The organism is Lysinibacillus sp. JNUCC-52, assembly GCF_015999545.1.
Taxonomy (GTDB): Bacteria; Bacillota; Bacilli; order Bacillales_A; family Planococcaceae; genus Lysinibacillus.
On the sequence record NZ_CP065546.1, the window covers coordinates 3,069,049 to 3,095,245 of the forward strand.

Below are 26,197 nucleotides of genomic sequence, written 5' to 3' on the forward strand. Positions count from 1 at the left end.
AGCAAGTAGGCTGGTAGTAGAATTGGTGCAAGCACCTGGCTATTACCAGCCTTTTATAAGATACAGATTAAATAGAAAAAGGTGTGGCAGGTGAAAAAATCAAACATAGTATCATTTTCTATATTAGTAGCTTCACCTTTCTTAATTGCGATTGTGGCTTTAATTTCTGTCATGTACGGCACAAAGGATATTAGCACCTTAACCGTATGGCAATCACTTACGGCATTTGATGCTGGGAATATTGATCATCAAATTGTTCGAACTAGTCGTATTCCTAGAATTTGCGCTGTCTTACTAGTAGGTGCGTTTTTGGCAGTAGCTGGTGCGGTTATGCAAGGTATTACACGAAATTATTTAGCATCTCCGTCATTAATGGGCGTTAATGATGGCTCTGCATTTGTTATTACAATAGCAATTGTATTTTTTCCAGGACTTCCAAATTACCAGATGATTTTGCTATCTATGCTCGGCTCTGCACTAGGCGCTGGCATCGTTTTCGGTTTTGGCTCTCTAATCCGAAATGGACTTTCTCCAGTTCGGTTAGCGATTATTGGAACAGTAATAGGTACATTTTTGAGTAGTATAGCGACTGCAATTGCAATGTATTTCCAAGTGTCGCAGACGGTTAGTGCTTGGTATAACACCAAGGTACATATGGTAGACAATGATATGCTCATGCTATCAATACCTTTTGGATTAATTGGCCTTATTCTTGCATTAATATCGGCAAGGGCAATTACAATTACCGCATTAGGTGACGATATTGCCGTAGGACTCGGACAAAAAACAAAAGCAGTAAAAATTGTGAGTATGCTTGCAGTTGTATGTTTAACAGGAACTGCCGTTGCACTTGTCGGAAAAATAGCCTTTGTTGGGCTCGTTATTCCGCACATTACACGTTTCCTCGTAGGTGTTGATTACCGTTTTATCATTCCATGTGCAGCAGTAATAGGAGCGTTCTTTTTAGCACTTTGCGATGTGCTTAGTCGCTATGTGAATTATCCATACGAAACGCCAATTGGTGTATTAACAGCGCTAGTCGGCGTCCCATTTTTCTTATACTTAGTTCGTAAGCGCGGAGGTGAAAAGCATGCATAAAAAAACTTCCCGTGCAGTTATGATGACGGTTGCTATACTTCTATTATTTATTTTAGGGGCAAGCTACCTCCATATTACAAATGGCGTTTTTGATATGTCGGTAATAGATGTATTAAAAACACTCCTCCGCATTGAACCAAACCCGAAATTTGATCTTGTCATTTTTGAATTTCGTTTACCACGAATTGTTATAGCAGCACTTGTTGGTGTCGGTCTTGGGATGGCAGGTGTCGTATTGCAAGGCATTACACGCAATGGCTTGGCAGACCCAGGTATTCTAGGTATTAACGCTGGTGCGGGTGCTGCAGTAGTTATTTTTATGTTTTTCTTTCAATTCCGTGTAGTGACAGCGGATATTCATAGCTGGTTATCTATTTTAATCATGCCGATTTTTGGTTTTGTCGGTGGTACGATGGCCGCAGCTTTAATTTTTTCATTTGCTATGAAAAATGGTCATTTAGATATGCAGCGGTTAATTTTAACGGGTATCGCTATTAATAGCGGATTTGGTGCGTTATCGCTGTTTCTATCTTTGAAAATGAACGCACAAGATTATGAATCCGCAGCAGTATGGATGGCTGGTTCTATTTATAATGCTAATTGGATTTTTGTTGTATCCATGCTACCATGGCTTCTTTTGCTAGGTTTTTATGTTTATCGGAAATCGTATTTACTCGACTATTTTCAATTAGAAGAAGACAGTATTACTAGCTTAGGCATAGCGCTTGAAAAGGAGAAAATTAAATTATTATTAGCGAGTGTTGGCTTAGTGAGCGCCTGTGTCTCCGTATCTGGAAGTATTGGCTTTATTGGCTTAATGGCGCCTCATATTGCGAAACAGCTTGTTGGCATTCAACATCGTTATGTTATGCCAGTAAGTGCTTTAATAGGTGCGTGCCTGCTTGTGTTCGCTGACTTTATTGGTAAAACGGTCTTTGCACCTTCAGAGCTAGCAGTTGGGATTGTTGTTTCGATTATTGGTATTCCGTACTTCTTATATTTACTAGTGAAGTCAAAAGCATAGGAGGAAATAGTGTGCAAACTGCATTTAGAATGGAAAATTTGTCCTCAGGTTATGAGCATGTTCGTGTATTTGAAGGATTGAATTTAACGATAGAAGAAGGAAAAGTGACAACGATTATAGGCCCTAATGGCTGTGGAAAATCAACCTTATTAAAAACAATAGGGCGCATTTTAAAGAAACAACAGGGAACGGTTTATTTACAGGAACAAAATATGCAAAATTTGTCGACGAAAGAAATTGCAAAAAAGTTAGCCATCTTATCACAAACACCTATTGCACCAGGACAGTTAAAGGTAGAGGAGCTTATCGCTTACGGTCGGTACCCACATCGTAATAATGTCAATCGCTTAACAAAGAAGGATGAAGAAATGATAGAGTGGGCCTTAACGGTCACGAATACATTGGAGTATCGCAACCGAGAGCTTGCACAGCTTTCTGGAGGTCAACGTCAGCGTGTTTGGCTAGCAATGGCATTAGCACAAGAAACGAGTATTTTGCTGTTAGACGAGCCAACGACTTATTTAGATATGGCGCATCAGTTAGAAGTTTTAGATATCGTCAAAAATTTAAATGAACAACATAACTGTACGATTGTCATGGTTTTGCATGATATTAACCATGCAGCAAGATATTCAGACCATCTAATAGCAATGCGTCAAGGAGTTATAATGGAGACGGGAACACCACAGGAAATTTTATGTGAGGACGTTATGCGAAAAGTGTTCAATATTTCGGCAAGAATTATGGAAGACCCAGCAACAAACACCCCCGTATGCTATGGCTATGATGTGTTAAAGGAGGAAGATAAATGACAGTAGAACAAGCAATGAACATAAATGACTTTAAATCTATTGAAATGACTTCGAAGTTTACAGATTATACGTATACGATAAACATCTATGTACCTCAAGGGGAAATACCTCAAGGTGGCTTTCCTGTTTTATATGTATTAGATGGATCTTCATACTTCCATTTAGTGAAGGAAGCAGTTCGTCTACAAAGTCGAAATGCGCCTAAAACAGGCATCGTACCTGCTATTGTCGTCGGTGTAGGACATGGGGCTGATATGCATGAACGACGTTTTTATGATTTTACAGCACCAGCCGAAACGTATAGCTATCCTGCAAGATTTAAAGGAAATGGCTATGATAAGCATGGTGGTGCGGTGGGCTTTAGTCGCTTTTTACAGGAGGAACTAAAGCCACAAATTCAACAGCAATTCCTTATAAATGAACAGCAACAAACTTTATTTGGTCACTCTTTAGCAGGTTATTTTGTGTTGTGGCAATTATTTAATGAAAAGTCTAGTTTCCAACGCTATATCGCCATTAGCCCTTCCATTTGGTGGAATGAACACGAATTATTCCATAAAGCAAATGTATTTATGAAAGAGCACAAGCAAGTGAACGAACATTTATTTATCGGTGTTGGAGAGCTAGAAACTTTTATGGTAGATGATGGACGGCAAATGACAAATGAGTTAGAGAAAATAATGGGCATTGAATTTTATGAAGCATTAGAAGAGAATCATGCGTCTGTCGTACCGACTGTAATGAGTAGAGCAATACGTTTTATGAATAAAAATTAATTTTGTAACCGCATTATCTTTAATAATGCGGTTTACTTATGGATAAAAATTCAATATTATGTATTTATAATCAAAGAAGGGGTGTGACATAGATGAGGGTACTTTTAGCAGATTGTCGGGATGCACCAGTAGTGCATAATTTAATGCTTCAGGCTTTTAAAGAATACGAACATGCAACGCCACCCTCCAGTGCATTAAGTGAAACAGTGGAATCCATTGAACAGGCGCTAAATAAAGGTGAGCAAGCTTTTATTAGTTATATGGAAGATCAACCAGTAGCAATGGTTCGATTTACGTTAAATGATGAAGGTATTTATTTCTTTCGATTATCTGTCATTCCACAAATGCAAGGTCAAGGGCTGGCTAAAGCATTAATAGCGAAGCTTGAAGATTATGCACGTGCACAAGGGAAAAGGATTAGTGAATGTAAAGTGCGTATGAATGTTCCGCGAAATATTGAGTTATACCGTTCGTTAGGATATGTTATCACTAAAGAAATGCTAGGAGAAAATCGTAATGGCTTTTCTCTTCCGATAGTAACAATGGAAAAGAAACTTTAGGGGGAGTGCATTTGAAGAAAAAAATAGGCTGTTTGCACGCACATTATTCGAATATAGACTATATAGAGCAGGCATTTCAAAGCTTTCAGGACATAGAGCTTAAGCACTTTGTTGATCCTGGACTTATTCACCATGTAGCAAAGGGTACTTGCGGTTTGTCATTAAAGGTGAAGGAGCAAGTAGAGTGGATAGCCAGCTGTGATGTCGATGCCATTTTAATTACGTGTACGAATTATATTGCGTTGTTGCAGGAAAATCAACTGTCATTATCCATACCTATGATTAAAATTGATGAACCCTTTTTTAAAACGATTTGCGAAGTGACGCAACCACAAATAATACTTTTTACAAACCCTGCCACTGTAGATGGAACGATGGAGAGGCTTTACCAATATGCTAATCTACATAATAAATCGATAAATGTTCAGGCGCAGGTCATAGCCAATACATTCGAACTTATTATGCAAGGGGAAAAGCAGGCATACAACAATGCCATTTTGCAATATTTCCGGGAAATAATGAACGATAACCTGTTCATTTCTGTTGCGCAGCTTTCGATGGTCGAAGCGGCTCAACAATTTGAAAATGAGTTCGACATGACGATTATACATCCTTTGAAATCATTAGTAGAATTTGTGAAGAAATAGGATAATCGCCGATAAAAGTGCTGTAATCGCCGATAAACCTCAAGCAATCGCCGATAAACCTGAAAGTATCGCCGATAGAATTTTAAATTCAAATGAAATGAAACTTCTAAATTGGTAGTATAATGAAATGAGAAAGAGAAATGGGGGAGAGCTAAATGAATGATTTACGATATCCGATTGGACAATTTCAATTTCCAGAAGTAGTGACCGCACAGCAAGTAAAAAAATGGATTGATGATATCCGTCTGTTGCCGAGACAATTAGCGGAGGCATTAAGTGGAGCAAGTGAACAATCATTAGCAAAATCCTACCGGGAGAATGGCTGGACTGTAACGCAGCTAGTCCATCATCTAGCGGATAGCCACATGAATAGTTTTATGCGCTTTAAGTTAGCTTTAACCGAAGATACACCGAAGATTAAACCCTACAATGAAGTGGACTGGGCAATGCTTCCAGATTCGGATATGCCAGTTGCGACTTCCTATAGGTTGCTTGAAAGTTTACATGAACGTTGGGTTTATTTGCTGACAACTTTAACAAGTGAGCAATTACAACGAGCTTTTCAACATCCAGACAGCGGGCTAATGACGCTTGAAAAAGCACTCGCTCTCTATGCATGGCATGGAAAGCATCATCTTGCCCATATACAGAATGCTCTTGCGAAATAGAAAAAAGGCGACTTATCCTCACTGCTGAGGAAAGTCGCCTTTTTGAATTTTGACTATTCAAATGTGTGTGTGGATTCTTTAGTCGAATAAACTGCGAAGTTAAAAAGTTAAATTATAGAATTGTAATACCTGCACTTGCAGTACCTGTAAGTACTTGAGCAATAGCAACACCAGCTGTAGTAATGGAGTACACCATTACTAGTTTGTCACCAGCAGCGACTGGAACTGGTGCAAAACTGCCTGAACCAAATGCAGTAGCACCTAGCGCAATTAAGCCTGTAAATGGAGGAGCTAAGTTAACAGTAGCAGTTGTAGCTGTATAAACCGAGCTTCCAGCAGGTGCACGATAGATTGTAGCCGTAACTGTAGTAGTGCCCACTAACGTAACGGCAGCCGTAGCCGAGAATGATGCAGAAAGGCCTGTAATACTACCAGCACGTGGCACTGTAAATGCTTCTGTTATTATGCCAGTTAAATCAAGTGTTTCTCCAACAAGCGTAACGCCAGGAACGGCAGTACCGAATCCGATAAGGGACGGTGTAGCAATTAAACCAGTCACTAAAGAAGTTAACACAACAGGTGTAACCCCAGAAGAGAATGGAATAATAGAACCTTCTGTAGTTGGCTGTATTGGTGGAATGCATGCAACATCAACTGCTAAAAATGGACCGAAGTTTGGGCAATCCATATTACCAGATCTTGATGAGCAACCACATCCATTAGGATCATTTAAGAACATATTTACACCTCCTTTCTTCATTATTCTATTCGTAGAGGTATAAAGTAAAAGGGCTATTAACTACATACATAAAGCTATTTTTACAATACAAGTAAAAGAGAATAATCACCTGTAAATGCTGCGAATTAGTCTATTGTCTATATAAAAATTCATACACTAATATTATATGTTCAACATTTGGATAAGTTATTAAAGTGCACATGGAAGCAATTTAGAGTATTTGGACGAAAAAAAGTCCAATATGTATTTGGTGATACCTATTGGACAGTACATATAGGAATAGAGATAGCTAATTTCATATCGTTTAATGAATATTCCTCCGCGTTTTCAAACTAATTGCGTCTGCGGAATAGATTGAAAAACAAAGAATTTTTTTCTTTCTTCGGTTCTTCCTCCGCTTCTTCATTAATGTCTAAGTTTTCTGGTTCGTTATTGAAGTCCAATTGTGCAATACTTTCTTCGATTACATCACTCACTTCGCCTATAGGAGGAGGCTCCACCTCAATTATTGAAGTTGCAGGAACTATAGAAGAAGCTTCGATAGTTGCCACGTTATTTGTAGTAGGCGTAAAGGTTTCTGTTATCTCCAAATCATTTGCAGCAGGAGTAGAGGGTTCTATTATGTCCAAGTCATTAGCAGTAGGAATAGAGGCTTCTATAATCTCCGTATCATTAACGGTAGGAGCAGCGGTTTCTATAATGTCCAAGTCATTAGCAGCAGGAACAGAAGCTTCTATAATCTCCGTATCATTAACGGTAGGAGCAGAGGCCTCTATGATGCCCAAGTCATTAGCAGTAGGAGTAGAGGCTTCGGTATTCTCCAGTTCATTAGCGGTAGGAGCAGTAGCTTCAGTATTCTCCAAATCATTAGTAAGAGGAGCGGAGAACACTGTATTGTCCAATTCATTTGCTAAAGGAGCTGTAATATTATTTGCATCTACAACGCTGACTGGAATTCCTTGTGTGTCAGTTGCATTTTTAAAATGAAATGTGGATTCTGCTGTATTATTTCTATATAAACCATTATAAATTTGGCTTGGATGTGTATTAATTGATTGAAAATAATGCTGATTAAAATGGCGTTCTTCCTGTTTTTTTACGGCATTTTCATTAGCAGTATAAGGGATCCCATTGCTCATATTAGAGGCTTTACCTGCCAAGCTTTGAAGGAATTTATAACTTGGTTCATTGGTAGGTAATGATGGTTGTACAGTCGTTTGTGCTATTTGTTCTAGAAGTTTTCTTGAAGGAAGGGCTATTTTTTTTGCGGAATTTTCTTCAACAGTCGTTGGGGTATTTTTTGATGGTTCATTTTCTTCTACTATTATTAATTTATTCAGTACGGCTAAAATTTCATGATTCATCTCTTCAATTACTTGATTCAGTGATTCTATTTGGATGGATAAATGCTTGACTTGCCCTTCATATTCTTTAATTTGCATACTTTGATTACCTTCCATTGTTTCTGTCAGTTCCTCTAGTTGCGCGACTTGTGGCTTAAGCTCCTCAAATTCATTTTTCATAAATAAGTAATCTTCAATTGAAGTACCCGTTTTTAATGTTGTTAACGTTTCTTTATAACTATCGATTTTTTCCCTTAGTTTTTCAATGTCTTGAGTGGAGTACAACTTAGAATCTTCCATTGCATTTCACCCCTTTCAGTCCATTATATTTTATTAAAAAACTTTACTTTCTGTTACAAATCATTTGCACATAAGAGTGAAGAATTGCATTCATTATAAGTAGTAGCAACATTACCACTTGAATAATAATCATGGAAATTATTTGTTAGCCCATGCACGTAACGCTAAAAATCATATGCTACAAACGAAAGATAAAAAACTTATGGAGGTGTCAAAAGGATGCAAGATAATATGCCATCCCAGGCAAGCGAACTAATTTGTATAAATGTGGATAAGGTTTATGACTGGATTGTAAAAGAAATGTCATTTGATATTTCTCCAACGGGTGCAATTACATTCCCAGGCATTACACCGACTACAGCTTTAACAGGTGCAATTGTTACATGTAGAGTAACTCCTGCTACGACAAACCCAATCGTAATTTTAAGTCGTGAGAATCGTCAATTCTCTATTGATGGATCAACAGTTTGTCTGCAACACTTAAATATTCAAAAGAATTTTGTTCTGACGATTGTTGTTACTTTACCAAATGGAACTATGTACACAAGTAGTGAAATTCCAGTATCACGTTGTGAGCAAGTTACATTATGCGCGCCTAAAGGAACAGATGTGGAAATCCTTTATACAGACTTAGATTGCTTCGTGTGTACAACAGGTACGCTTACTGCTGGTACGGGAACAATCACGTTTTCTGCGTTAACAATTACAGTAGCTGTATGTCAAAGCATTCAGTCTACATTCCCTGTAACTGTTGAATTCTTAGCAAATTACTGCGACCCAAGAGCAGATTTACCATTCTCATGTCCGTCAACGGTTCGTCCTAAGCAATGTTCCGTTATTTTCCCAACGGTTTGATAATGGTGCTAACAGATAAATAAAAGTCATACCTTAAAGAGAGGATTATCCTCTCTTTTTTTTAGTTTTGTTACATATTATATAGGCAAGGGGGCACTAATTATGAATACTCAAAAAGATTCTATAGAAGGAAAAATAAAGGATCTTAAAGCGCAAACGTCTTTTTATATCCATGAAATAAAAAAGCTAGTGGAAGAACAGGGCTTTTATAAAAATGTAAGTGTCATTAGTTATTTCACAACTTCACTTAATATTTCTTATGATGCAGAACAGGAAAGTTTATGTCTTGGTTCATATCATATTCGCAATATAGGTAATCAACCATTAACAAATCCTTATTTGTGCATCAAACTACCTGAAGATTCTCCGTTTTCCTTCTCGGGAAGGTATGTATATGAGCATTTTAATCAAAATTTAAAAACAACGGGTAGTTGGGAACGAATAAATGATACTTCTAATAATGCAGAATTTTGGCTTAAACCAATAGGTAAAACAACAATCGAGCCAAATGAGACGATTTCTTTTACTAATTTCCAAATAAAATGGTCCCATAATTTATCCTATGCGGGTACAATAACAGGCTTTACATATTGTGATGAGCTGCAAGACGGTGTCTTAGTGCTAAATCCTATTAATCTTAATGGAATTAATGTTGGACAGGAGGGAAGTGATGAGTGAGTTAGAAGGACAAAACGTAGAAGCAAGTTTCGACCAAATTGTACGTCATTTTATGAGTGATCAGCTTAATAATGTCTCGGACTTACGAAAGGAGGGGGATAATAGTTTTGCATTTCTTGAAAAAAGCACGTTGCAATTACTGCTTTCCCATTTATTATCAGGAGATAGAGCACCTGTAGAAAATTTAACGGGGCAGTTCGAATTGCGTGTTATAAACGAACTCGATGATTTGATAGCTAATAATAAAGTGCAATTTGAGGAAATAATGGATTATTTGAAAAAGCTATCGTGATAGGAGGTACTAACGTGGATAATCAAAGCGTTAAAAATAACGATCCTATACAGCTCCAGCAAATGATTATTTTTTTAAGAGCGGAACTTGCGAAATATAAAAATGAAATAAATAGACTTAGAGATAGCGATTATTATTCACTCGTACTTAGACTAGAGCGGGAAAATGTTCATTTAACGAAACGTAATAAAGAGCTTTCAATGGATCGAATGAAATTAAAAAGAACGAATGAGAAGGAAGCCAAGGCTTATTATGAGGATATACAGAGAAGGGAAACTCAACGGAAAAAGCACATTTCCTCCATAGATACATTATTAAGAGAGATAGAACATTTGCGTTCTGAAAATAAAGAATTACGGCAAATAACAAAGACTACCGAGGATGAGTTGCTTTCTATTAAAGGTGAATATGTATTAGAAGAAAAGAAGGCAATGGAAAGTTTCGAAATACAGTTAAGTACATTTACAAAAGCAGCGCATGAAAAAATGAATACTATAATCGAAGCTATACAGAGACAGGACGAAAATAATGTAAATGATTATTTAGTTAAAGCATTAGCAGAAAAAGACAATGAAATTACTAGATTAACCATGGAATTAGTGGATATTAAAAACAAAAATAAAAGTGCTGAAGCATTAGATGGTGACAATACGAAAGTGAACGCTAAGTTGCTTCATAATCTAAATGCTAAAATTGAAAAAATAATAGCTCAATCAAATGATTTTGAGGCACAACTAGACAAGAAAGTTCGAATGCTTAATGACATAGAGCAACAATTGACCGAGCTTGCAATAGAAATTAATGTGAATGAAACTACGTAAAAAGCAGGTTGTAAAAAATAAATAAAGTCAAGCTGGAGTTTGTAGCGGTAGAAAACACTCCTGCTCAGAACGCACACAACGTAAGACGCAGCAGATCGCACGCAAGCGAGGATTGCGGCTTACGTTGTGCTGAGCGGAAAGCGACCGCAATAGTGGACAATAACGGTCGCAGCAAGTGTTTTGTCTTAGTCCCAGCCGCAAGCTATTTTTATTAACTTTTTTATTTTGTTTCTCGGTGTAATGTAACACGCTTCAAACGTGGGGAATATTTTTTTAGCTCCAGTCTTTCGGGGCTATTTCGTTTGTTTTTTGTTGTGATGTAGTTTTTATCGCCTGTTTCTGTACAAGCTAATGTAATTTGCACACGCATAGTTTCAACTCCTTTTTAAATAGTAATCATTACGATTTATACAATATTATTTTTTTATACTATTGTCAATGTGCAGTTCACAAAAAGTTAAACATTGCATTTTCAGCTTCTCTATGGTTAAAATACAAAATGTAAATAGTAATGATTACGATTTAAGGAGATTGGAAAATGACAAAGAAAATTCCAGTGACAGTTTTAAGTGGTTATTTAGGTTCAGGTAAAACAACGATGATGAATCATGTTCTTCAAAATGAGAAAAATATGCGTGTGGCAGTTATTGTCAATGATATGAGTGAAATTAATATTGATGCAGAACTGATTGCAAGTGGTAGTGGTATTTCTCGAACAGAGGAAAAGTTTGTAGAGCTCTCCAATGGCTGTATATGTTGCACGCTACGTGAGGATTTATTGCAAGAGGTTGAACGCCTAGCGATGCTTGGAAATATTGATTATATATTAATTGAGTCGACGGGAATTAGTGAACCGATACCAGTTGCACAAACGTTTAGTTATTTGGATGAGGAGCTTGGAATAGATTTAACACAGTTTTGTCAGCTCGATACGATGGTGACTGTAGTGGATGCACACCGTTTTTGGCATGATTTTCAATCAGGTGAAAGCTTGCTAGAACGCAAGGAAGCAGTTGGTCATTTAGATGAGCGAGATGTGGCAGACCTTCTGATTGACCAGATTGAATTTTGTGATGTGCTAGTATTGAACAAGTGTGACCTCGTAACGGAAGAAGAACTTGAACGGTTAGAGCGTATTTTGCGTGCATTACAACCTGAGGCAAAGCTAATTCGTACAATAAATGGTGTAATTGAGCCAAGTGCAATTTTAAGTACAGGGAGTTTTGATTTTGAGCGAGTATCGGAATCTGCTGGCTGGTTAAAAGAATTAGAACTCGGTCATGAAAATCATACGCCCGAGACAGAGGAATATGGCATTACTTCATTCACTTATAAGCGCAAAATACCTTTCCATCCAATGCGTTTTGTGGAGTGGTGTGATAATATGCCAGAATCCATTGTTCGTGCGAAGGGTATTATTTGGAGCGCAAAACATCAGGAAGTGGCATTACTACTGTCACAGGCAGGTTCATCTGCGAAAATTGAGCCCGTTTCATATTGGGTAGCGGCATTACCAGCAACACAGCAACAGGATGTATTTTTACAAGACCCCGAGGTTTTGGAGGATTGGGATGAGGAATTTGGTGACCGTATGACACAACTAGTCATTATAGGTATCGATCTGGACAAAAGTGCAATTATTAAGGAGTTAGATGCATGTCTGTTGACAGCGAATGAGTTTGCGGAGCCATGGGAGCATCTAGAGGATCCTTTTAATTGGGAGTGGAGTTAAAGAAATAGGGGTGGCCGAATTCAGAAGTAGCATGAGTATTAAATTACGCTTACGGAATGCCAGCAACCCGAATTGAAAATCAACTTGCATATAACCATTAAAGAGAAGACTCAACACTTGCCTTGGACTCACGAATGGAAAGTAGAATACTTTAGGAGACAAGCTGAATCTACCACATTATTTTTGTGGTAGATTCTTTTTAAATACATGATTATAATTTGTCGCATCACGTAACGCTTTTTCCTCAACAGGAATTCGTACCGACAGCATCGTAATGTTCAACAGCGTAAAGCAAAATGCTGTGAAATATGCTTGAAACATAAGTGGTAAAAGAAGGATTTCCAAGCTAACAACGGCATAATTTGGGTGGCGCATAAATGTGTAGGGCCCTTTGCATACAACTTCTGCGCCAGGCAAAATCAGTATTTTCGTATTCCAATATGGTCCTAGTGAACGGATACACCAAATACGCAAAGCTTGCACCAGAAGAAATAATAAGAAAAATAACGGGAATAAGGACGATGGACCGTTTTTATTTGAAACTACCTCAACAATAAAAAATAGAAAAAAGCTAACATGCATAGCAACCATGTATGAATAATGGGAGGCACCAACCTCATAGGCTCCTTTGGCAAGCATCCATTTTTCATGACGTTTTGCTATTAAAACTTCAGCTAATCTTTGTAGAATAACAAGAATTAAAATAATGTAAAAAAGCATACTACTCCCTCCATTTAAGTAATACAGCTTCTGCACAGAAGCCTGGACCGAGGGCGATAAGCAACCCAATATCATCGGTTTGGCCTTTGTTTAACATAAATTGCTCTAAAACATACAACACAGTAGGAGAAGACATATTACCATGTTGACGTAATATTTCCCGAGAAATGTCGGTTTTTTGTTCAGAAAGAAATAGTGTGTCCTCATAAGCTTTTAATACTTTTTTTCCGCCAGGATGTGCAATAAAGTGGTCGAGCTGTTCACTGTATAGATGTTGTTCAAGTAAAAACTGTTCAATGAAAGGACCGAGCCAAGTCGTAATAATGGCTGGAATACTTTTTTGGAAAACGACATGAAGGCCGTTGTTTTTTATATTCCAGCCCATTACATTTTCTGAATCAGGCATCCACTTGGAGCCTGTTGTAACTATCGAAGGAATGGCTTTTTTCGTTGGTATTGCTACTTCGTCTCCACATACGAGTATGCAGGCTGCACCATCAGCGAAAAGGGAAGCGCCGATTAAATTACTTTTTGAAAAATCGTTTTGCTGAAAGGTTAGGCTACAAAGTTCGACACAGACAACAAGTACTTTTGCTTGAGGATGCGCTTTGCAATAATCATTAGCACGACTGACACCAGCAGCTCCGCCCGCACAGCCTAACCCCCATAAAGGTATGCGCTGTAACCTATCTGAGAATGGTAGCTGATTCATAACACGTGCATCTATACTTGGTGTAGATATACCTGTGCTACTTACAAAAATAATGGCATCAATATCTTCAGGAGAAATAGGTGACTTTAAAAAAGATTCATTTTGTAAGCAGGCTTGAATGACTTCAACGCTATATTGCGTTGCTAACTCTATATAAAGATTGTTACGCTCTTCGAAAGTATGCTCGCTGCGATGCCACTCAGCGGGTACACAAAAATGACGAGTCTCGATGCCACCATTATCAAATACTTTTAAATAACGCTCTAGCTTCGGGATCTTTTCGTAAAATAGCTCCTTCGTTAAGGCCTCTGCGTTTGCCTGTTGCAATGTGTAAGGTGGTTGATATGTACTGATAGAAATAATTTTTGACAAGTCAACAGCTCCTCCGTAAATAGTGGTCTTGTACATTGTATGCTGATAGGGAGGGCATACATGCTTCGATAAATATAATTGACAATTTTGAAAAATTTAGATATATTGGTAACATCTAAATCGGAAGTAGGTGATGTGACATGATGAATAGAGCCGTTTTTAACGAACTGCAATTCGGTTTGTTCAATTTCACACGCCTAAACTATGCAATTTGACCTTGTCTGTAGCGTTAACTACTATTTGACAAAGGGTTATTTGTGTATTCCCTTAAACGTGCCTGTGAAACCTTGGAACTGCCGAATTGCAGTTGCAAGGTTTTTTTATGCTTATTGCGCAAAAAAAGCGTAATTGATGATAGACACATTTAGGAGGAATAACAATTGAATTTAACAACATTAGGGTTTTCAACATATTTTGAAGAGCAACTAACTGCGTTTAAAAAGGAATCAAAGTTAGCAAATTGTGTACCTGCGCGAGTTACATTGGAGCATAAGCATTCATACCGTGTGCTTGCTGAAGAAGGAGAGTGGCTAGCTACAGTCGCTGGACATTTTGCGTATACATCGCAAGCAAGAGAAGACTATCCAGCAGTTGGAGATTGGGTATTAGTCGAGAAGATGGCTGGAGAAGAAAAAGCCATTATTCATAAATTATTTAACCGAAAGTCTGTTTTTTCTCGTAAAGTTGCAGGGCAGGAAATAAAGGAACAAATTGTAGCATCGAATGTCGATATTGTGCTACTTGTAATGAGCTTAAATGCAGATTTTAATATTCGTCGTTTAGAGCGCTATTTAGTAGCAGCATGGGATTCTGGCGCAAAGCCAGTCATTGTACTGACAAAGGCTGATTTATGTGAAGATATTACGAGCATGGTACGGGAGGTTGAGCTTGTCGCTTTTGGTGTGGATATTTTTGTAACTAGTGCACGATCAGGTGAAGGCATAGAAGCTATTCAGACCCTCTTTATAGAAGGAGTGACAGGTGCACTGCTCGGTTCGTCTGGTGCGGGGAAATCCACTTTAATGAATGCATTAAGTGGAGAAGAGCTGATGAAAGTTTCTGGGATTCGTGAGGATGATGCGAAAGGGCGCCATACAACAACACATCGAGAATTAATTGTGTTGCCAAGTGGGGGTTGCTTAATTGATACTCCAGGAATGCGTGAGTTGCAATTATGGGATCAAAGTGAAAGTCTATCCTCAAGTTTTCGCGATATTGAAGAATTCGCAGCCGCATGTCGCTATAGAGATTGTACACATCATATGGAGCCGCACTGTGCTGTGCAACAAGCTATTAGTGATGGAGCACTCGAACAATCACGTTTGCAAAGCTATTTTAAGTTGCAAAAAGAGCTTGCTTTTATTGAACGAAAAACGAATATACAAGCAAAGCTAAATGAGCAACGTAAATGGAAGCAAATTGCGAAAGGCATGAAGAAGGGGAAAAAATAGTTAAAAAGCTTTTAGAGGCAACTTCGCTATTGTGTTGCGAAGTTGCTATCTAATAAGTGAGTTAATCATTTAAGGAGTTGTCCTATGGCGATACAAAATATTAACCATTTTTTATTTTCTGTTTCGAATTTAGAGCAATCAATTGCATTTTATCAAAATATTTTTGATGCAAAGCTACTAGTGAAAGGGAGAAGCACTGCTTATTTTGATTTAAATGGGCTGTGGCTAGCTTTAAATGAGGAAGCTGATATTCCACGCAACGACATACAGCACTCCTATACACATATTGCTTTTTCTATCGATGCTGATGATTTTGAAAAAATCTATGACAAGCTTGTGTATTACAATGTCAATATTTTAGCGGGCAGACAAAGAGATGTGCGGGATAAACAGTCCATCTATTTTACAGATCCAGATGGCCATAAGTTCGAGTTCCATACAGGTACGTTACAGGATCGCCTAGAGTATTATAAAAAGGAAAAAACACATATGGAATTTTTCAATGATTAAAAATTGGGAGTGATAGTATGAAAAAAGCAATTATTTTCGATATGGATGGTACTTTATTTCAAACGAATCTTATATTAGAGCCTGCACTGACAGCAACTTTCGATGTGCTACGCACAAAGGGGTTATGGCAAGTGGACACACCGATTGAACAATATCGTGAAATTATGGGTGTTTCATTGCCTGTTGTATGGGAAACATTATGTCCGATGCATACATTAGAGGTGCGTGAAGCAAGTAATGCGCTATTTCATGACAAGCTTATTGAGCTGATAATAGATGGAAAAGGTGCATTATATCCAAATGCAGAGCAAGCACTTGCGGTGTTAGCGAACGACTATCATTTATACATAGCGAGCAATGGACAGAAGGAGTATTTGCAAGCAATTGTGGATACCTATAAGCTGAATCGTTATATAGAAGGGACATATAGTATTCAATCTATCCCAAGTGGTCATAAATCTGATTTGGTGAAAAGTGTAATAGAGCAAAATGCCATTCAAGCTGGCGCTGTTGTTGGAGATCGTGCGTCGGATATCCAAGCAGCATTGGATAATCAGCTGTTTTCAATAGGTGTTCGCTTTGATTTTGCTCAAGATGCTGAATTACAAAAGGCACATGTTGTAATAGATAACCTACTGGATATTACAAAGCATCTAACTACTTTTTCTCACTAATGCGAGGTCGATTTAAAGGTTTACATTGCATTTCATAAGGGGAAAGAGTAAAATAGTGCCAAACTATATTAAAGCGTTGAAAAGGAAAAGTAAATTGGACAAGCATTTAATAGAGAGCCTCTGCTGGTGGAAATGAGGTAAATGAACCCTTTTGAAAATGACCTTTGAGCTTCGTACCGAAAGCATGTGTGTGAGTAGATTACGACGAGATGGGCACTCGTTACAACAGCGGCAGTATCTCTTATATGAATGCAAGACGTACTGATTGAGGCAAATAGTGTGAGCTATTTGTAAATATAGGTGGTAACACGGGTATACTCGTCCTAATCAGTCATGATTAGGGCGTTTTTTTTATCTTCAAAAACAGTGGACAAGGAGAGAAATTCTTTTTGTCTCTAAATGAAGGTAAAGCCACTGACAGCTGTCTCATTGATTTTCATGCCAGCTTAAAAGAATGAAATTTAATAAGTCGAGGGGAGCAACTTAGGATGACAATTGTAATAGGAGGAGCGTGGCCTTATGCCAATGGCTCATTGCATTTAGGGCATATTGCCGCATTATTACCAGGTGATATTTTGGCTAGATATTACCGACAAAAAGGTGACAACGTATTGTATGTTTCAGGTAGTGATTGTAATGGAACCCCAATATCGATTCGAGCTGCACAGGAAAACACGACAACAAGTGCGATTGCAGATCGGTATCATCAGGAATTCACGCAATGTTTTCATGATTTAGGATTTACTTATGATTTATATACGAGAACGGATGCTCAGCATCACCATGAAGCTGTTCAGGCAATATTTCTACAATTGATGGCAAATAACTATTTATACAAAAAGAAAATTGAGCAGGCTTATTGTGAAACAGACAAACAGTTTTTACCTGACCGCTTTGTGGAAGGTACTTGTCCGAATTGCGGGGCAAAGGCACGTGGAGATCAGTGCGATAATTGTTCGAAAATTTTAGATCCACTAGAATTAATCGATAAGCGTTGTAAAATTTGTGGCAATGAGCCTGTTATTCGAGAAACAGAGCATTTTTATTTCACGTTTAGTCAATTCCAAGGAAGGCTAGAAACTTATGTAGCTGAGGCAAAGGCGGATAAGCGCTGGCGAGACAATGCAATAGGTTTAACCGAACGCTACTTAGCGGAAGGCGTTCCAGACCGTGCAGTTACGCGAGATTTGCCAAACGGCATTGATGTGCCTGTACCTGGCTTTGAAGGGAAGAAAATTTATGTGTGGATTGAAGCCGTAGCAGGGTATTTAACAGCAAGCATGGAATGGGCAAAACAACATAATATAGCGCTTGAGGAATTATGGAATGAAGAAACAGTCTCCTATTATGTGCATGGCAAAGATAATATTCCGTTCCATACAGTTATTTGGCCAGCGATATTGATGGGGATGGGTGCGAAAGCATTGCCAACACATATTGTCTCCAATGAATATTTAACATTGGAAAAAAGAAAATTATCAACAAGTCAAAATTGGGCTGTTTGGGTGCCATATATTTTAAGGCGCTATGACGCAGATTCTATTCGTTATTTTTTAACTATAAATGCGCCTGAAAATCGTGATACAGATTTTTCTTGGCGAGAATTTATATATAGTCATAATGGAGAATTGCTAGGAGCTTACGGCAATTTTGTTAATCGGACGTTGAAGTTTTTAGAAAAGTCATTTGCTAGTCAAGTACCACAGGTTGATGTAGATGGAACTATAAGAAAACAGACGATACAGTTGTTTAGTGATGTCGGTGTAGCGATTGAAGGGGGACATTTTAAACAAGGATTAGAGGAAATCTTTGCTTATATTCGTGCAGCCAATCGCTATTTTGATGAGCAGCAACCATGGTTACAGGTGAAGGAGAATATAGCAGCCTGTCATCAAACGCTTGCAACGTGTGTCTACATCATTGCAAATTTAGGACAAGTGCTACAACCATTTTTACCGTTCTCTACAGAGAAAATTCGAGACATGTTAGGCATCACAGAATTAATGTGGTATGAGCAAGTGGAGCTACCGAAAAGCATTGGCGAGGTGACACCGCTATTTGAACGACTTGATGTAGCGCTAATTGAAGAAGAATATGAGAAGCTAGTTAATGACAGTCATTCATAATTACACTGTTGATTTTTAGGGGACACCGCGAAATTGTGTGTGTGCCTGACACTAAATAAAAGGCCTTAAGAATAATCTTAAGGCCTTTTATCTTTGTAGATTAGCTCATAACAGGAGTTAAGTTCGCCACAACAATGCTGTTAATTGCATTGATATATGCAAGCGCACTTGCTTTTAAAATATCTGTATCTGCAGCTTTTGCAATATACTTTTCGCCGTCATGCTCAATCGTTATTTTAACTTTTCCTAGCGCTTCTTTACCACGCGATACACTGTTAATATTATACTCTACTAGCTTTACATCAATCTTTACAATTTCAGCGATGGCAGAATACAATGCATCAATTGGGCCAGAACCAACAGCACTTGCTTTCAATACTTCGTCACCTTTGCGAATTTTTACACTAGCAGAAGGGAAGCTTGTGTTGCTGACGACTTGTAAATCTTCAATATCAAAAAATTGCTCGCTATAATGAGTAGCATTGGCATGATTTGCGTCATGCTTTTCATAATAACTTTCCACGATAACATATAAGTCATGGTCATAAACTTCTTTTTTCGCATCAGCTAATTTTAGGAAACCATCGAAAATGCCTTCGAATTCCTCAGTAGAAAGATTAGAAAAGCCTAATTTTTCAAGTGCATTTTTTACAGCATGGCGTCCTGAACGAGCTGTTAGGACAAGTTCCATATCATCTAGACCTACATCTTCTGGATGCACGATTTCATAGGCATCACGAGATTTAAGTAGACCATCTTGGTGAATGCCAGATGAGTGTGCAAATGCATTATCTCCAGTAATAGCTTTGTTTACTTGGACATCCAAGCCCATAAAGCTTGAAACAAGGCGTGAAGTGTTCATAATTTCTCTTGTGTTAATGCGTGTCTCTGCATTGTAAACAGAACTACGTGTTTTGAGTGCCATTACTACTTCTTCAAGTGCTGCATTTCCTGCGCGTTCCCCAATGCCGTTAATTGTACATTCCACTTTATCAGCACCGTTTTTAATAGCTGCAAGTGTGTTAGCTGTTGCCATACCAAGGTCATTATGACAATGTACACTTAATAAAACACTATCGTTTACATTTTTCATGCGGTCATTCAGCTTATAAATCATAGCCCCAAATTCCTCTGGTTCAGCGAAACCAACAGTGTCAGGCACATTAATCATGGTTGCGCCAGCCTTCATAACAGCCTCTATCGTTTTCCATAGATACTCAAAATCTGAACGTGAAGCATCTTCTGTTGAGTATTGTACTTGTGGTAGCAGCGTTTTGGCATATTTCACAGCATCTACGCCAATTTGTAGTATTTGATCTTTAGATTTACTGAATTTCTTTTCAACATGTATATCAGAAGTGCCAAGCACCATATGAATCATTGGATTTTCTGCATATTTTACTGCGTTATAGACGGAATCAATATCAGCTTTTACAGCGCGTGCTAAAGCTGTAATCATAATGTCATTTGTGTTGCCAACCTTTTGTGCAACAGCTTTTACCGCATCAAAGTCTCCTTGTGAAGAAGCAGGGAAACCAGCTTCGATAATATCGACGCCTAATTTTTTGAGTTGCTGTGCAATCTCTACTTTTTCGTATAAGTTCAGTTTTGCTCCTGGCACTTGCTCTCCATCACGTAAAGTTGTATCAAACACCCAAATTTTTCTTCCCATTTTCAAACACTCCTTTTGTTGTAATAAAATAAAAAAAACCCGCCTCTATATAAAAATATAGAGACGAGTTATTTGCTCGCGGTACCACTCTAATTGACCTTCCCTTTAAAGAAAAAGCCCCCTTATCGACAGCTATCACTGTCTATCCCAATAACGGTGGAAACCGACTTCCCTTACTTTTTGGACGTCATCCAACTTACTGCTTTACATGCAGGCATGTTGTGCCGACTCATTTTGGTTCAGGGAGTAGCTCATGGATGAGTTCAAAATGTGTGCCTACCAGTTTACACCAACCACTGGCTCTCTAAAAGTACACGGGCATTTTTACTATTTCCAATCTTTGCTTAACAATGTGTTGTTGAAAGCTATAATACGTTGATATTGTCAGTATGTCAACAATATTCTAAAAATTATTTGTTTTCAGTTTTAATAATGGTGATTTTAAAGGTCACTAGTAAGGTGGCATGCTAAAAAGTAAATTTCACAAATAAAGGCATTTTTTTTATGAAATAATGAGAGGGGATTTTATACATAGAAAGTAGGATGAAAGGTGAAATTTGTATTTGATTTAGATGGTACGATTTGTTTTAAAGGTCAGCCTTTAAGTACAGGAACAGCAGTGATCGAAATAATAAAGTGTCAGGCACTCAAACAATTTTGAAAATTTCCTCGCAGACTCTGCGCGAGCGCCCAAGAAGTAGGACGCAACAAGCAGCGTGTTTGCGACTGCTCGTTGCGTCCTACGATGTGCCCGCGGAAAGCGAAGTGGGCTAAAGTGCCAGGCACTCATACAATTCTGAATTTTGTAAGGTCAGTTACTTAGCTATTGCACCTTAAAGCGAGAAACTTGTGTTTGCAATTCCTCAGCCATTGTCGATAAAGTTGCCGCAGAAGCTGCCACTTCTTCGATTGTCGCAAGCTGCTCTTCAGATGCAGAAGCTACATTTTGAAGGTTAGAAGATGACGTTTGTGCAATTGTCGCAATTTCATCGAAGGACGCATAAATTTGTTCTGCACTAGAAGACATTTCTTCTGAAACAGTTGTTGCTTCTTGTATTTGTTTCGATACTTGCTCAATAAGGTCAACAATTTTTGAAAAACCTTCCTCAGCTACTTTAACAACTTTCATCCCGACTTGAACTTCTTGTGTACCTGTATCCATCACTGTAACAGCGCGGTTTGTCTCCTGTTGAATTTCAGAAATTAACCCTGCTATTTGTTCAGCTGATTTTTTAGATTGCTCAGCTAATTTTTTCACTTCGTCAGCAACGACGGCAAAGCCTCGACCATGATCACCTGCTCGAGCTGCTTCAATAGCAGCGTTCAAAGCCAGTAAATTGGTTTGCTCAGCGATGTCGGTAATAATACTAATAATGTTACCAATCTCAACAGAATGATTGCCTAAGTTTTTGACAACGTTGGCAGATTCCAAAACAGCCGTATTAATCGTATCCATTTGCGTAATGACGCGATGTAGCGACTCATTGCCCTTGTTTGCTTCCGTATTTGTTTCAATGGCAAGTTCAGAAACAGCAGCAGTTGTTGATGCTAATTGTTGAATGCCGTTGGTCATATTTTTCATAGCTTGTGAGCTTTCTGTAGCATTTTTTCCTTGTGCCTCAGAGCCACTAGCCACTTCCTGCATAGCAGATGTAATTTGTTCAGTAGCTTGGATAGTTTGATCTGCACTTGCAGTTAACTCAGCTGCTGAAGCACTTACTTGAGCTGTATTTTGACTAACATTCGTAATTAAGCCTTTTAAATTTTGCGCCATTTGATTAAAGGCAAGGGCTAAATCACCAACTTCATCGCGATTTTTAATGCGAATTTGTTCAGCTGTTAAATCACCTTCAGCAATTTTTTGCGCAGCTTTTGCCATCCCTTTGATAGGTCGAGAAATGATAGTTCCCATAATCATGGCAATTATCAGACTAATGATGACGGCAAACACGCCAAGAGAAATCATGTTCAATTTAATAGCATCAATATCTTTTGAGGTTGCAGCTATTTTTGCTTCTACAGCTTCGCTTTGATAGTTAGCTAGATTTTCAACACGTTCATCGAATTGTTTAAGAATAAGTCGCCCTTGAGTGCTGTCCAATTTCTCGTATTGTTCTGTTTCGCCAGCATCCTTTAAAGAAAACATACGATCAGCAAATTGCTGAACATTTTGTTCACTTTTATTGACAGCCTCTAATAATTCAATTGATTTTTTTGAATCTAATGTTGCCATTAAACTTTCGGATTTTACTTTAAATTCTTCACGAGCGGATTCATTACCATCACGATTTTGTTTATCTCCAAGTAAAAGATATCCACGCATACTTACAATTTCCTGTTTTGCAATTACTCTAAGCTCTTGAATGCTAATAGATTTTTGGGTTTGTTCTTCGAGTAACTCTTGATAAGTGCCATTTACTGAATTAAGCTGCTTAAAGTTTAACGCTATCGTGCCAATTAAAACTAAAATAACAATAAAAAAACCGAGAATTAATTTTTTGTAAATCGTAAATCGCATGTATTGTAAGTCCCTTCCTAGTAATTTAGTAGAAATGTTACAAAAAAGTGAAATATGTATATATACTTATTTATAGCAGATTATATGTATTTTAAAAAGCATTATGAGTTTATTCATAGTGAAAAATATGAAATAAGAGGGAATTTAGTTACAGGATGGGTTTGTAAAGGTGGAATTTTTTGCACTATCTATTATGTCTTTAACTATGAAGAAGCAACTAAATGACATGATAAAAAAGGCAATTTTGAAACCTAATTGCTGGAAGTTACGTAAATACAATTAACGATAAACGAGGATGTGGAGCAATGTATAGACCCGTTATAAAATTACCGAAAACAAGGTATGAAAAAATTTTGAACGTCATTGGTGGCGGATTATTTATTGTCTCCATCATATTTATTATTTCTCAGTGGAGCGCCCTACCTGAAGAAATTCCAGCACATTTTAATGGTGCGGGAGAAGTGGATCGATGGGGATCGAAAATAGAATTGTTCATTTTACCAGGTATCGGCATTTTTTTATGGATATTTCTAGGACTTATTGAGAAGGCACCACATATGCACAATTATCCAGCGCGCTTAAATAAGGATAACGTTCAGGCATTTTATTTAAATAGTCGTAAATTATGTAATGAAATGAAAAACTTTTGCTTAATGTTATTTGCAGTCATTTCTTGTGAAATGGTACTTGTTGCATTAGGGAAGACAGATGGAGTAGGATGGTGGTTCTTGCCCCTTGTACTCATAGGCACAGGTATTCCAATCGCTAAAGGCTTAATTGCTGCATCGAAAATTAAGTAATCGGCAGGGAATTGAAAACGAAAGAAGAATAACTTAGATAATTACAAATACAGGAGGTCGTATTTTGCTACTATTCTTTTGATTTCTAGCAACTATCTAATAACTAAATAAATTAGGAGTTGGTAGAGAATGATTTATAAAAATTCACTAGAAGGTATTTCTTCAAATATGTTAAAAGGTTTTTTTGTAGGTTGGCCGAGTCCACCTAATCCACAAACACATTTACGCTTGCTGGAGAACAGCAGTAAATTCATTTTGGCGATTGATGAAAATACAAATGAAGTAATAGGGTTTATTACTGCGATAAGTGATGGCGTTCTGTCTGCTTACATTCCATTACTCGAGATATTACCACAATATAAAAACAAAGGTATTGGCAAGGAGTTAGTAAGACGAATGTTGAAAGAACTCGATCATCTTTATATGATCGACTTATGCTGTGATGATGACCTCGTACCTTACTATGAAAAATTCGGCATGACTAAAACAAATGGAATGGTTTATAGAAACTATAAAATGCAATCTGGAAATGATTAAAAGGTGAGAACGCTTGAGAAATTGTTCAAGCGTTTTTTTGTCTATTATGTTGTGGGCATGGAATTAGCGTTAAAGTAAATATTTTGTGATAAATTTAGTGTAAATAAATACAGAAGGGTGCTGAAATAATGCAGAAGAAATTTAAATTAAAGGATGGACTCTCTATTACAGTTCATCATTTGCCAGACAATATGGTATTAGAGGGGATTTCGGATGTAGGACACGCACCTTACGACCGTATTATATCTTTTGTGTTTACAATTAATGAACTGTTAACGTATTTAAAAAGCACGCTTAAACAGAACTTGTTGGCAGAGCAAGGCTATTTATTTTTTGTTTATCCGAAAAAAAATAATAAAAAATATAAAGAGTATATTCATCGAGACGATATTTTCCCAGCCATTCAGGTGGACGAGGCGAAATATATTGCTGGGAGTGACTATAAATTTTCAAGTTTGATGTCATTGGATGATACGTTTTCTATTGTAAGTATTAAACGAGATGCAAAGGGAAGAGGGAAGAAAAAGACAGCAAGTAGTCAATGTGTAGGTGACTACGAAAGTATGGTTCCATTATTGCGAGGTGAACTTGCAGAAAATCCAATTGATGTAGCCTTTTATGATGCATTAACACCAGGCTATCAAAAGGATTGGGCTCGCTACATTTATAGTGCGAAAAAGCAAGAAACACAGCTAGCACGTTTAATGGAGATGCGTGAACTTACAAGGGCTGGCTTTAAAACGAAGGAGCACTATCGAAAAGCGAAAGCAGAGGGCCAAGTATAGGGAAATTTCCAGAAGTAGGCGTTAGTTCTTAAAACTTTTGTCGATTGTTGTAATAAAGGTGCTTGCACTATTGCTAATAAATAAGCTTCATACTACTATTAAGGAATATTTTTTAATCGTTTAATAACACATTTTTAATAAGAGTGGGGTGGAAATGATGGAGGCATATATTGAACAGGTAGATGAAAAGTGGCGTGATAGCTTCGCCAAGCTTGCAGATGTAATAGCAACGAATATCCCTGCTGGCTTTGAACAAACAATGAATTACGACATGATAAGTTATGTAGTACCGTTATCTTTATATCCAAAGGGGTATCATGTAACATCTAATACACCGCTACCATTTATTAGCTTGGCAGCGCAGAAGCGACATATAGCCGTTTATCATATGGGTATTTATGCAGATGCTAATTTATTGGCTTGGTTTCAGGAAGAGTATGCAAAACGAGTGCCAACAAAATTAAATATGGGGAAAAGTTGTATTCGTTTCTCTAGTACGAAAAATATTCCCTATGATTTGCTAGGAGAGCTCGTTTCAAAAATGACTCCAGGGGAATGGATTAATAGATATGAAGGAGAATTGACTAAATGAAAAGTGCGACGACATTTTTAATGTTTCAGGGACAAGCTCATAATGCCTTGGAGCAATATAAGCAATGGTTTCCAGAATTATCTGTTGAAAGCTTAACATATGTAGAGAATACACAACAGATTGCGATGGCTGAAATCGTGTTAAAAGGAATGAAGATTAAGTTGAATGACAGTCCAATCAAACATAATTTTTCATTCACTCCAGCGATATCAATCTTTTTAGAGTGTGAGACGCAGGAAGAAATTAAAAGTCTTACTGAGCAAATATTAGACGGTGGTCAAGCATTAATGCCATTGGATAATTACGGCTTCTCTAAGCAGTTTTCTTGGATTCAGGATCGTTTCGGTGTATCGTGGCAACTTACGTATAATTAAATTTTAGGG

The 26,197-nt window shown here is 37.7% G+C and carries 28 protein-coding genes and 2 other annotated features; of the genes, 21 read left to right on the forward strand and 7 right to left on the reverse strand.

The genetic code is table 11. The features are described from left to right. The first annotated feature begins 90 nt into the window (after window positions 1-90). From JNUCC52_RS15215 to JNUCC52_RS15245, 7 genes are all read left to right on the forward strand, one after another. Window positions 91-1,098 (forward strand): FecCD family ABC transporter permease, encoded by a 1,008-nt coding sequence (locus JNUCC52_RS15215; protein ID WP_173479313.1) that lies wholly within the window; start codon window positions 91-93, stop codon window positions 1,096-1,098. Next, window positions 1,091-2,122, forward strand: coding sequence for a FecCD family ABC transporter permease (locus tag JNUCC52_RS15220; RefSeq protein ID WP_337980258.1), 1,032 nt, complete (start codon window positions 1,091-1,093; stop codon window positions 2,120-2,122). Before JNUCC52_RS15215 ends, JNUCC52_RS15220 begins: the two co-directional genes overlap by 8 nt. A gap of 29 nt (window positions 2,123-2,151) precedes the next feature. Further along, window positions 2,152-2,934, forward strand: coding sequence for an ABC transporter ATP-binding protein (locus tag JNUCC52_RS15225; protein WP_173479415.1), 783 nt, complete (start codon window positions 2,152-2,154; stop codon window positions 2,932-2,934). Continuing rightward, on the forward strand, window positions 2,931-3,710 hold the full coding sequence (locus JNUCC52_RS15230) for an alpha/beta hydrolase (RefSeq protein WP_228134198.1): 780 nt from the start codon (window positions 2,931-2,933) through the stop codon (window positions 3,708-3,710). The genes JNUCC52_RS15225 and JNUCC52_RS15230 overlap by 4 nt, the downstream gene beginning before the upstream one ends. A gap of 92 nt (window positions 3,711-3,802) precedes the next feature. Beyond that, a complete protein-coding gene (locus tag JNUCC52_RS15235) occupies window positions 3,803-4,270 on the forward strand; it encodes a GNAT family N-acetyltransferase (protein ID WP_173479315.1) in 468 nt (155 codons plus the stop codon). A gap of 5 nt (window positions 4,271-4,275) precedes the next feature. Beyond that, window positions 4,276-4,917 carry a hypothetical protein gene (locus tag JNUCC52_RS15240; protein WP_337980259.1) on the forward strand — a complete coding sequence of 214 codons (642 nt, stop codon included), beginning with the start codon at window positions 4,276-4,278 and terminating at the stop codon, window positions 4,915-4,917. Between the two features lie 155 nt (window positions 4,918-5,072). After that, entirely contained in the window at window positions 5,073-5,585 is a 513-nt protein-coding gene (locus JNUCC52_RS15245) for a YfiT family bacillithiol transferase (RefSeq protein WP_337980260.1), read from the forward strand. A gap of 112 nt (window positions 5,586-5,697) precedes the next feature. Here JNUCC52_RS15245 and JNUCC52_RS15250 read toward each other — a convergent pair whose 3' ends face one another. Both JNUCC52_RS15250 and JNUCC52_RS15255 read right to left on the reverse strand, forming a co-directional pair. Beyond that, window positions 5,698-6,324: an exosporium glycoprotein BclB-related protein gene (locus JNUCC52_RS15250; RefSeq protein ID WP_139860197.1), complete on the reverse strand. Its 627-nt coding sequence runs from the start codon at window positions 6,322-6,324 to the stop codon at window positions 5,698-5,700. A 332-nt stretch (window positions 6,325-6,656) separates the two neighbouring features. Next, complete coding sequence (locus tag JNUCC52_RS15255) at window positions 6,657-7,967, reverse strand: hypothetical protein (RefSeq protein WP_337980261.1); 1,311 nt, start codon at window positions 7,965-7,967, stop codon at window positions 6,657-6,659. Between the two features lie 219 nt (window positions 7,968-8,186). Between JNUCC52_RS15255 and JNUCC52_RS15260 the strand changes: the two genes are divergently transcribed. From JNUCC52_RS15260 to JNUCC52_RS15275, 4 genes are all read left to right on the forward strand, one after another. Further along, window positions 8,187-8,822, forward strand: a complete 636-nt coding sequence (locus JNUCC52_RS15260) for a BMQ_0737 family morphogenetic spore coat protein (RefSeq protein ID WP_173479318.1) — start codon at window positions 8,187-8,189, stop codon at window positions 8,820-8,822. 102 nt (window positions 8,823-8,924) lie between these two features. Continuing rightward, window positions 8,925-9,500 carry a hypothetical protein gene (locus tag JNUCC52_RS15265; RefSeq protein WP_337980262.1) on the forward strand — a complete coding sequence of 192 codons (576 nt, stop codon included), beginning with the start codon at window positions 8,925-8,927 and terminating at the stop codon, window positions 9,498-9,500. Further along, window positions 9,493-9,792, forward strand: a complete 300-nt coding sequence (locus tag JNUCC52_RS15270) for a hypothetical protein (protein WP_337980263.1) — start codon at window positions 9,493-9,495, stop codon at window positions 9,790-9,792. The genes JNUCC52_RS15265 and JNUCC52_RS15270 overlap by 8 nt, the downstream gene beginning before the upstream one ends. Before the next feature lie 14 nt (window positions 9,793-9,806). Further along, window positions 9,807-10,613 carry a hypothetical protein gene (locus JNUCC52_RS15275; RefSeq protein WP_337980264.1) on the forward strand — a complete coding sequence of 269 codons (807 nt, stop codon included), beginning with the start codon at window positions 9,807-9,809 and terminating at the stop codon, window positions 10,611-10,613. Between the two features lie 220 nt (window positions 10,614-10,833). Here JNUCC52_RS15275 and rpmG read toward each other — a convergent pair whose 3' ends face one another. Continuing rightward, a complete protein-coding gene (rpmG, locus tag JNUCC52_RS15280; protein ID WP_173479322.1) occupies window positions 10,834-10,983 on the reverse strand; it encodes a 50S ribosomal protein L33 in 150 nt (49 codons plus the stop codon). 168 nt (window positions 10,984-11,151) lie between these two features. On the opposite strand from rpmG, the gene JNUCC52_RS15285 reads away from it, so the two are divergent. Next, on the forward strand, window positions 11,152-12,345 hold the full coding sequence (locus tag JNUCC52_RS15285) for a GTP-binding protein (RefSeq protein ID WP_173479323.1): 1,194 nt from the start codon (window positions 11,152-11,154) through the stop codon (window positions 12,343-12,345). Window positions 12,346-12,522: 177 nt separating this feature from the next. Here JNUCC52_RS15285 and JNUCC52_RS15290 read toward each other — a convergent pair whose 3' ends face one another. Both JNUCC52_RS15290 and JNUCC52_RS15295 read right to left on the reverse strand, forming a co-directional pair. Further along, a complete protein-coding gene (locus tag JNUCC52_RS15290; protein ID WP_173479324.1) occupies window positions 12,523-13,065 on the reverse strand; it encodes an isoprenylcysteine carboxyl methyltransferase family protein in 543 nt (180 codons plus the stop codon). Window position 13,066: 1 nt separating this feature from the next. Next, window positions 13,067-14,149 (reverse strand): type III polyketide synthase, encoded by a 1,083-nt coding sequence (locus JNUCC52_RS15295; RefSeq protein WP_139859676.1) that lies wholly within the window; start codon window positions 14,147-14,149, stop codon window positions 13,067-13,069. A gap of 380 nt (window positions 14,150-14,529) precedes the next feature. Here JNUCC52_RS15295 and rsgA point away from each other — a divergent pair, with 380 nt between their 5' ends. From rsgA to metG, 4 genes are all read left to right on the forward strand, one after another. Continuing rightward, complete coding sequence (gene rsgA, locus JNUCC52_RS15300) at window positions 14,530-15,600, forward strand: ribosome small subunit-dependent GTPase A (RefSeq protein ID WP_337980265.1); 1,071 nt, start codon at window positions 14,530-14,532, stop codon at window positions 15,598-15,600. An 84-nt stretch (window positions 15,601-15,684) separates the two neighbouring features. After that, on the forward strand, window positions 15,685-16,110 hold the full coding sequence (gene fosM, locus JNUCC52_RS15305; RefSeq protein WP_139859671.1) for a FosM family fosfomycin resistance protein: 426 nt from the start codon (window positions 15,685-15,687) through the stop codon (window positions 16,108-16,110). 17 nt (window positions 16,111-16,127) lie between these two features. Further along, window positions 16,128-16,784: an HAD family hydrolase gene (locus tag JNUCC52_RS15310; RefSeq protein ID WP_337980266.1), complete on the forward strand. Its 657-nt coding sequence runs from the start codon at window positions 16,128-16,130 to the stop codon at window positions 16,782-16,784. A 67-nt stretch (window positions 16,785-16,851) separates the two neighbouring features. Further along, window positions 16,852-17,113 (forward strand) — a binding site (T-box leader). Window positions 17,114-17,272: 159 nt separating this feature from the next. Next, window positions 17,273-18,910 carry a methionine--tRNA ligase gene (metG, locus tag JNUCC52_RS15315; protein ID WP_337980267.1) on the forward strand — a complete coding sequence of 546 codons (1,638 nt, stop codon included), beginning with the start codon at window positions 17,273-17,275 and terminating at the stop codon, window positions 18,908-18,910. Between the two features lie 100 nt (window positions 18,911-19,010). Here metG and JNUCC52_RS15320 read toward each other — a convergent pair whose 3' ends face one another. Further along, entirely contained in the window at window positions 19,011-20,582 is a 1,572-nt protein-coding gene (locus JNUCC52_RS15320) for a 2-isopropylmalate synthase (protein WP_337980268.1), read from the reverse strand. A gap of 56 nt (window positions 20,583-20,638) precedes the next feature. Next, window positions 20,639-20,932: a binding site (T-box leader), on the reverse strand. Window positions 20,933-21,405: 473 nt separating this feature from the next. After that, on the reverse strand, window positions 21,406-23,100 hold the full coding sequence (locus JNUCC52_RS15325) for a methyl-accepting chemotaxis protein (RefSeq protein WP_337980269.1): 1,695 nt from the start codon (window positions 23,098-23,100) through the stop codon (window positions 21,406-21,408). Window positions 23,101-23,405: 305 nt separating this feature from the next. Between JNUCC52_RS15325 and JNUCC52_RS15330 the strand changes: the two genes are divergently transcribed. The 5 genes from JNUCC52_RS15330 (at window position 23,406) to JNUCC52_RS15350 (ending at window position 26,188) form a co-directional block, all read left to right on the forward strand. Next, entirely contained in the window at window positions 23,406-23,900 is a 495-nt protein-coding gene (locus JNUCC52_RS15330) for an SdpI family protein (RefSeq protein WP_337980270.1), read from the forward strand. A gap of 129 nt (window positions 23,901-24,029) precedes the next feature. After that, on the forward strand, window positions 24,030-24,437 hold the full coding sequence (locus tag JNUCC52_RS15335) for a GNAT family N-acetyltransferase (RefSeq protein WP_173479329.1): 408 nt from the start codon (window positions 24,030-24,032) through the stop codon (window positions 24,435-24,437). Window positions 24,438-24,565: 128 nt separating this feature from the next. Beyond that, the gene (locus JNUCC52_RS15340; protein WP_337980271.1) at window positions 24,566-25,222 is read left to right on the forward strand and encodes a YdeI/OmpD-associated family protein; all 657 of its coding nucleotides are present in this window, start codon (window positions 24,566-24,568) and stop codon (window positions 25,220-25,222) included. 154 nt (window positions 25,223-25,376) lie between these two features. Beyond that, a complete protein-coding gene (locus JNUCC52_RS15345; RefSeq protein WP_337980272.1) occupies window positions 25,377-25,814 on the forward strand; it encodes a DUF1801 domain-containing protein in 438 nt (145 codons plus the stop codon). Continuing rightward, window positions 25,811-26,188: a VOC family protein gene (locus JNUCC52_RS15350; RefSeq protein ID WP_173479332.1), complete on the forward strand. Its 378-nt coding sequence runs from the start codon at window positions 25,811-25,813 to the stop codon at window positions 26,186-26,188. The genes JNUCC52_RS15345 and JNUCC52_RS15350 overlap by 4 nt, the downstream gene beginning before the upstream one ends. Window positions 26,189-26,197 lie beyond the last annotated feature (9 nt).

Excerpts from the sequence above, each read along its gene's own strand:
- JNUCC52_RS15245 (WP_337980260.1), top strand. The coding sequence starts at position 5,073 with ATGAATGATTTACGATATCCGATTGGACAATTTCAATTTCCAGAAGTA.
- rpmG (WP_173479322.1), bottom strand. The coding sequence starts at position 10,983 with ATGCGTGTGCAAATTACATTAGCTTGTACAGAAACAGGCGATAAAAAC.
- JNUCC52_RS15290 (WP_173479324.1), bottom strand. The coding sequence starts at position 13,065 with ATGCTTTTTTACATTATTTTAATTCTTGTTATTCTACAAAGATTAGCT.
- JNUCC52_RS15220 (WP_337980258.1), top strand. The coding sequence starts at position 1,091 with ATGCATAAAAAAACTTCCCGTGCAGTTATGATGACGGTTGCTATACTT.
- JNUCC52_RS15235 (WP_173479315.1), top strand. The coding sequence starts at position 3,803 with ATGAGGGTACTTTTAGCAGATTGTCGGGATGCACCAGTAGTGCATAAT.
- JNUCC52_RS15350 (WP_173479332.1), top strand. The coding sequence starts at position 25,811 with ATGAAAAGTGCGACGACATTTTTAATGTTTCAGGGACAAGCTCATAAT.
- JNUCC52_RS15330 (WP_337980270.1), top strand. The coding sequence starts at position 23,406 with ATGTATAGACCCGTTATAAAATTACCGAAAACAAGGTATGAAAAAATT.
- JNUCC52_RS15270 (WP_337980263.1), top strand. The coding sequence starts at position 9,493 with ATGAGTGAGTTAGAAGGACAAAACGTAGAAGCAAGTTTCGACCAAATT.
- JNUCC52_RS15230 (WP_228134198.1), top strand. The coding sequence starts at position 2,931 with ATGACAGTAGAACAAGCAATGAACATAAATGACTTTAAATCTATTGAA.
- metG (WP_337980267.1), top strand. The coding sequence starts at position 17,273 with ATGACAATTGTAATAGGAGGAGCGTGGCCTTATGCCAATGGCTCATTG.
- JNUCC52_RS15340 (WP_337980271.1), top strand. The coding sequence starts at position 24,566 with ATGCAGAAGAAATTTAAATTAAAGGATGGACTCTCTATTACAGTTCAT.
- JNUCC52_RS15250 (WP_139860197.1), bottom strand. The coding sequence starts at position 6,324 with ATGTTCTTAAATGATCCTAATGGATGTGGTTGCTCATCAAGATCTGGT.
- JNUCC52_RS15310 (WP_337980266.1), top strand. The coding sequence starts at position 16,128 with ATGAAAAAAGCAATTATTTTCGATATGGATGGTACTTTATTTCAAACG.
- JNUCC52_RS15260 (WP_173479318.1), top strand. The coding sequence starts at position 8,187 with ATGCAAGATAATATGCCATCCCAGGCAAGCGAACTAATTTGTATAAAT.
- JNUCC52_RS15265 (WP_337980262.1), top strand. The coding sequence starts at position 8,925 with ATGAATACTCAAAAAGATTCTATAGAAGGAAAAATAAAGGATCTTAAA.
- JNUCC52_RS15285 (WP_173479323.1), top strand. The coding sequence starts at position 11,152 with ATGACAAAGAAAATTCCAGTGACAGTTTTAAGTGGTTATTTAGGTTCA.
- JNUCC52_RS15325 (WP_337980269.1), bottom strand. The coding sequence starts at position 23,100 with ATGCGATTTACGATTTACAAAAAATTAATTCTCGGTTTTTTTATTGTT.
- JNUCC52_RS15255 (WP_337980261.1), bottom strand. The coding sequence starts at position 7,967 with ATGGAAGATTCTAAGTTGTACTCCACTCAAGACATTGAAAAACTAAGG.
- JNUCC52_RS15225 (WP_173479415.1), top strand. The coding sequence starts at position 2,152 with ATGGAAAATTTGTCCTCAGGTTATGAGCATGTTCGTGTATTTGAAGGA.
- JNUCC52_RS15345 (WP_337980272.1), top strand. The coding sequence starts at position 25,377 with ATGATGGAGGCATATATTGAACAGGTAGATGAAAAGTGGCGTGATAGC.
- fosM (WP_139859671.1), top strand. The coding sequence starts at position 15,685 with ATGGCGATACAAAATATTAACCATTTTTTATTTTCTGTTTCGAATTTA.
- JNUCC52_RS15320 (WP_337980268.1), bottom strand. The coding sequence starts at position 20,582 with ATGGGAAGAAAAATTTGGGTGTTTGATACAACTTTACGTGATGGAGAG.
- JNUCC52_RS15335 (WP_173479329.1), top strand. The coding sequence starts at position 24,030 with ATGATTTATAAAAATTCACTAGAAGGTATTTCTTCAAATATGTTAAAA.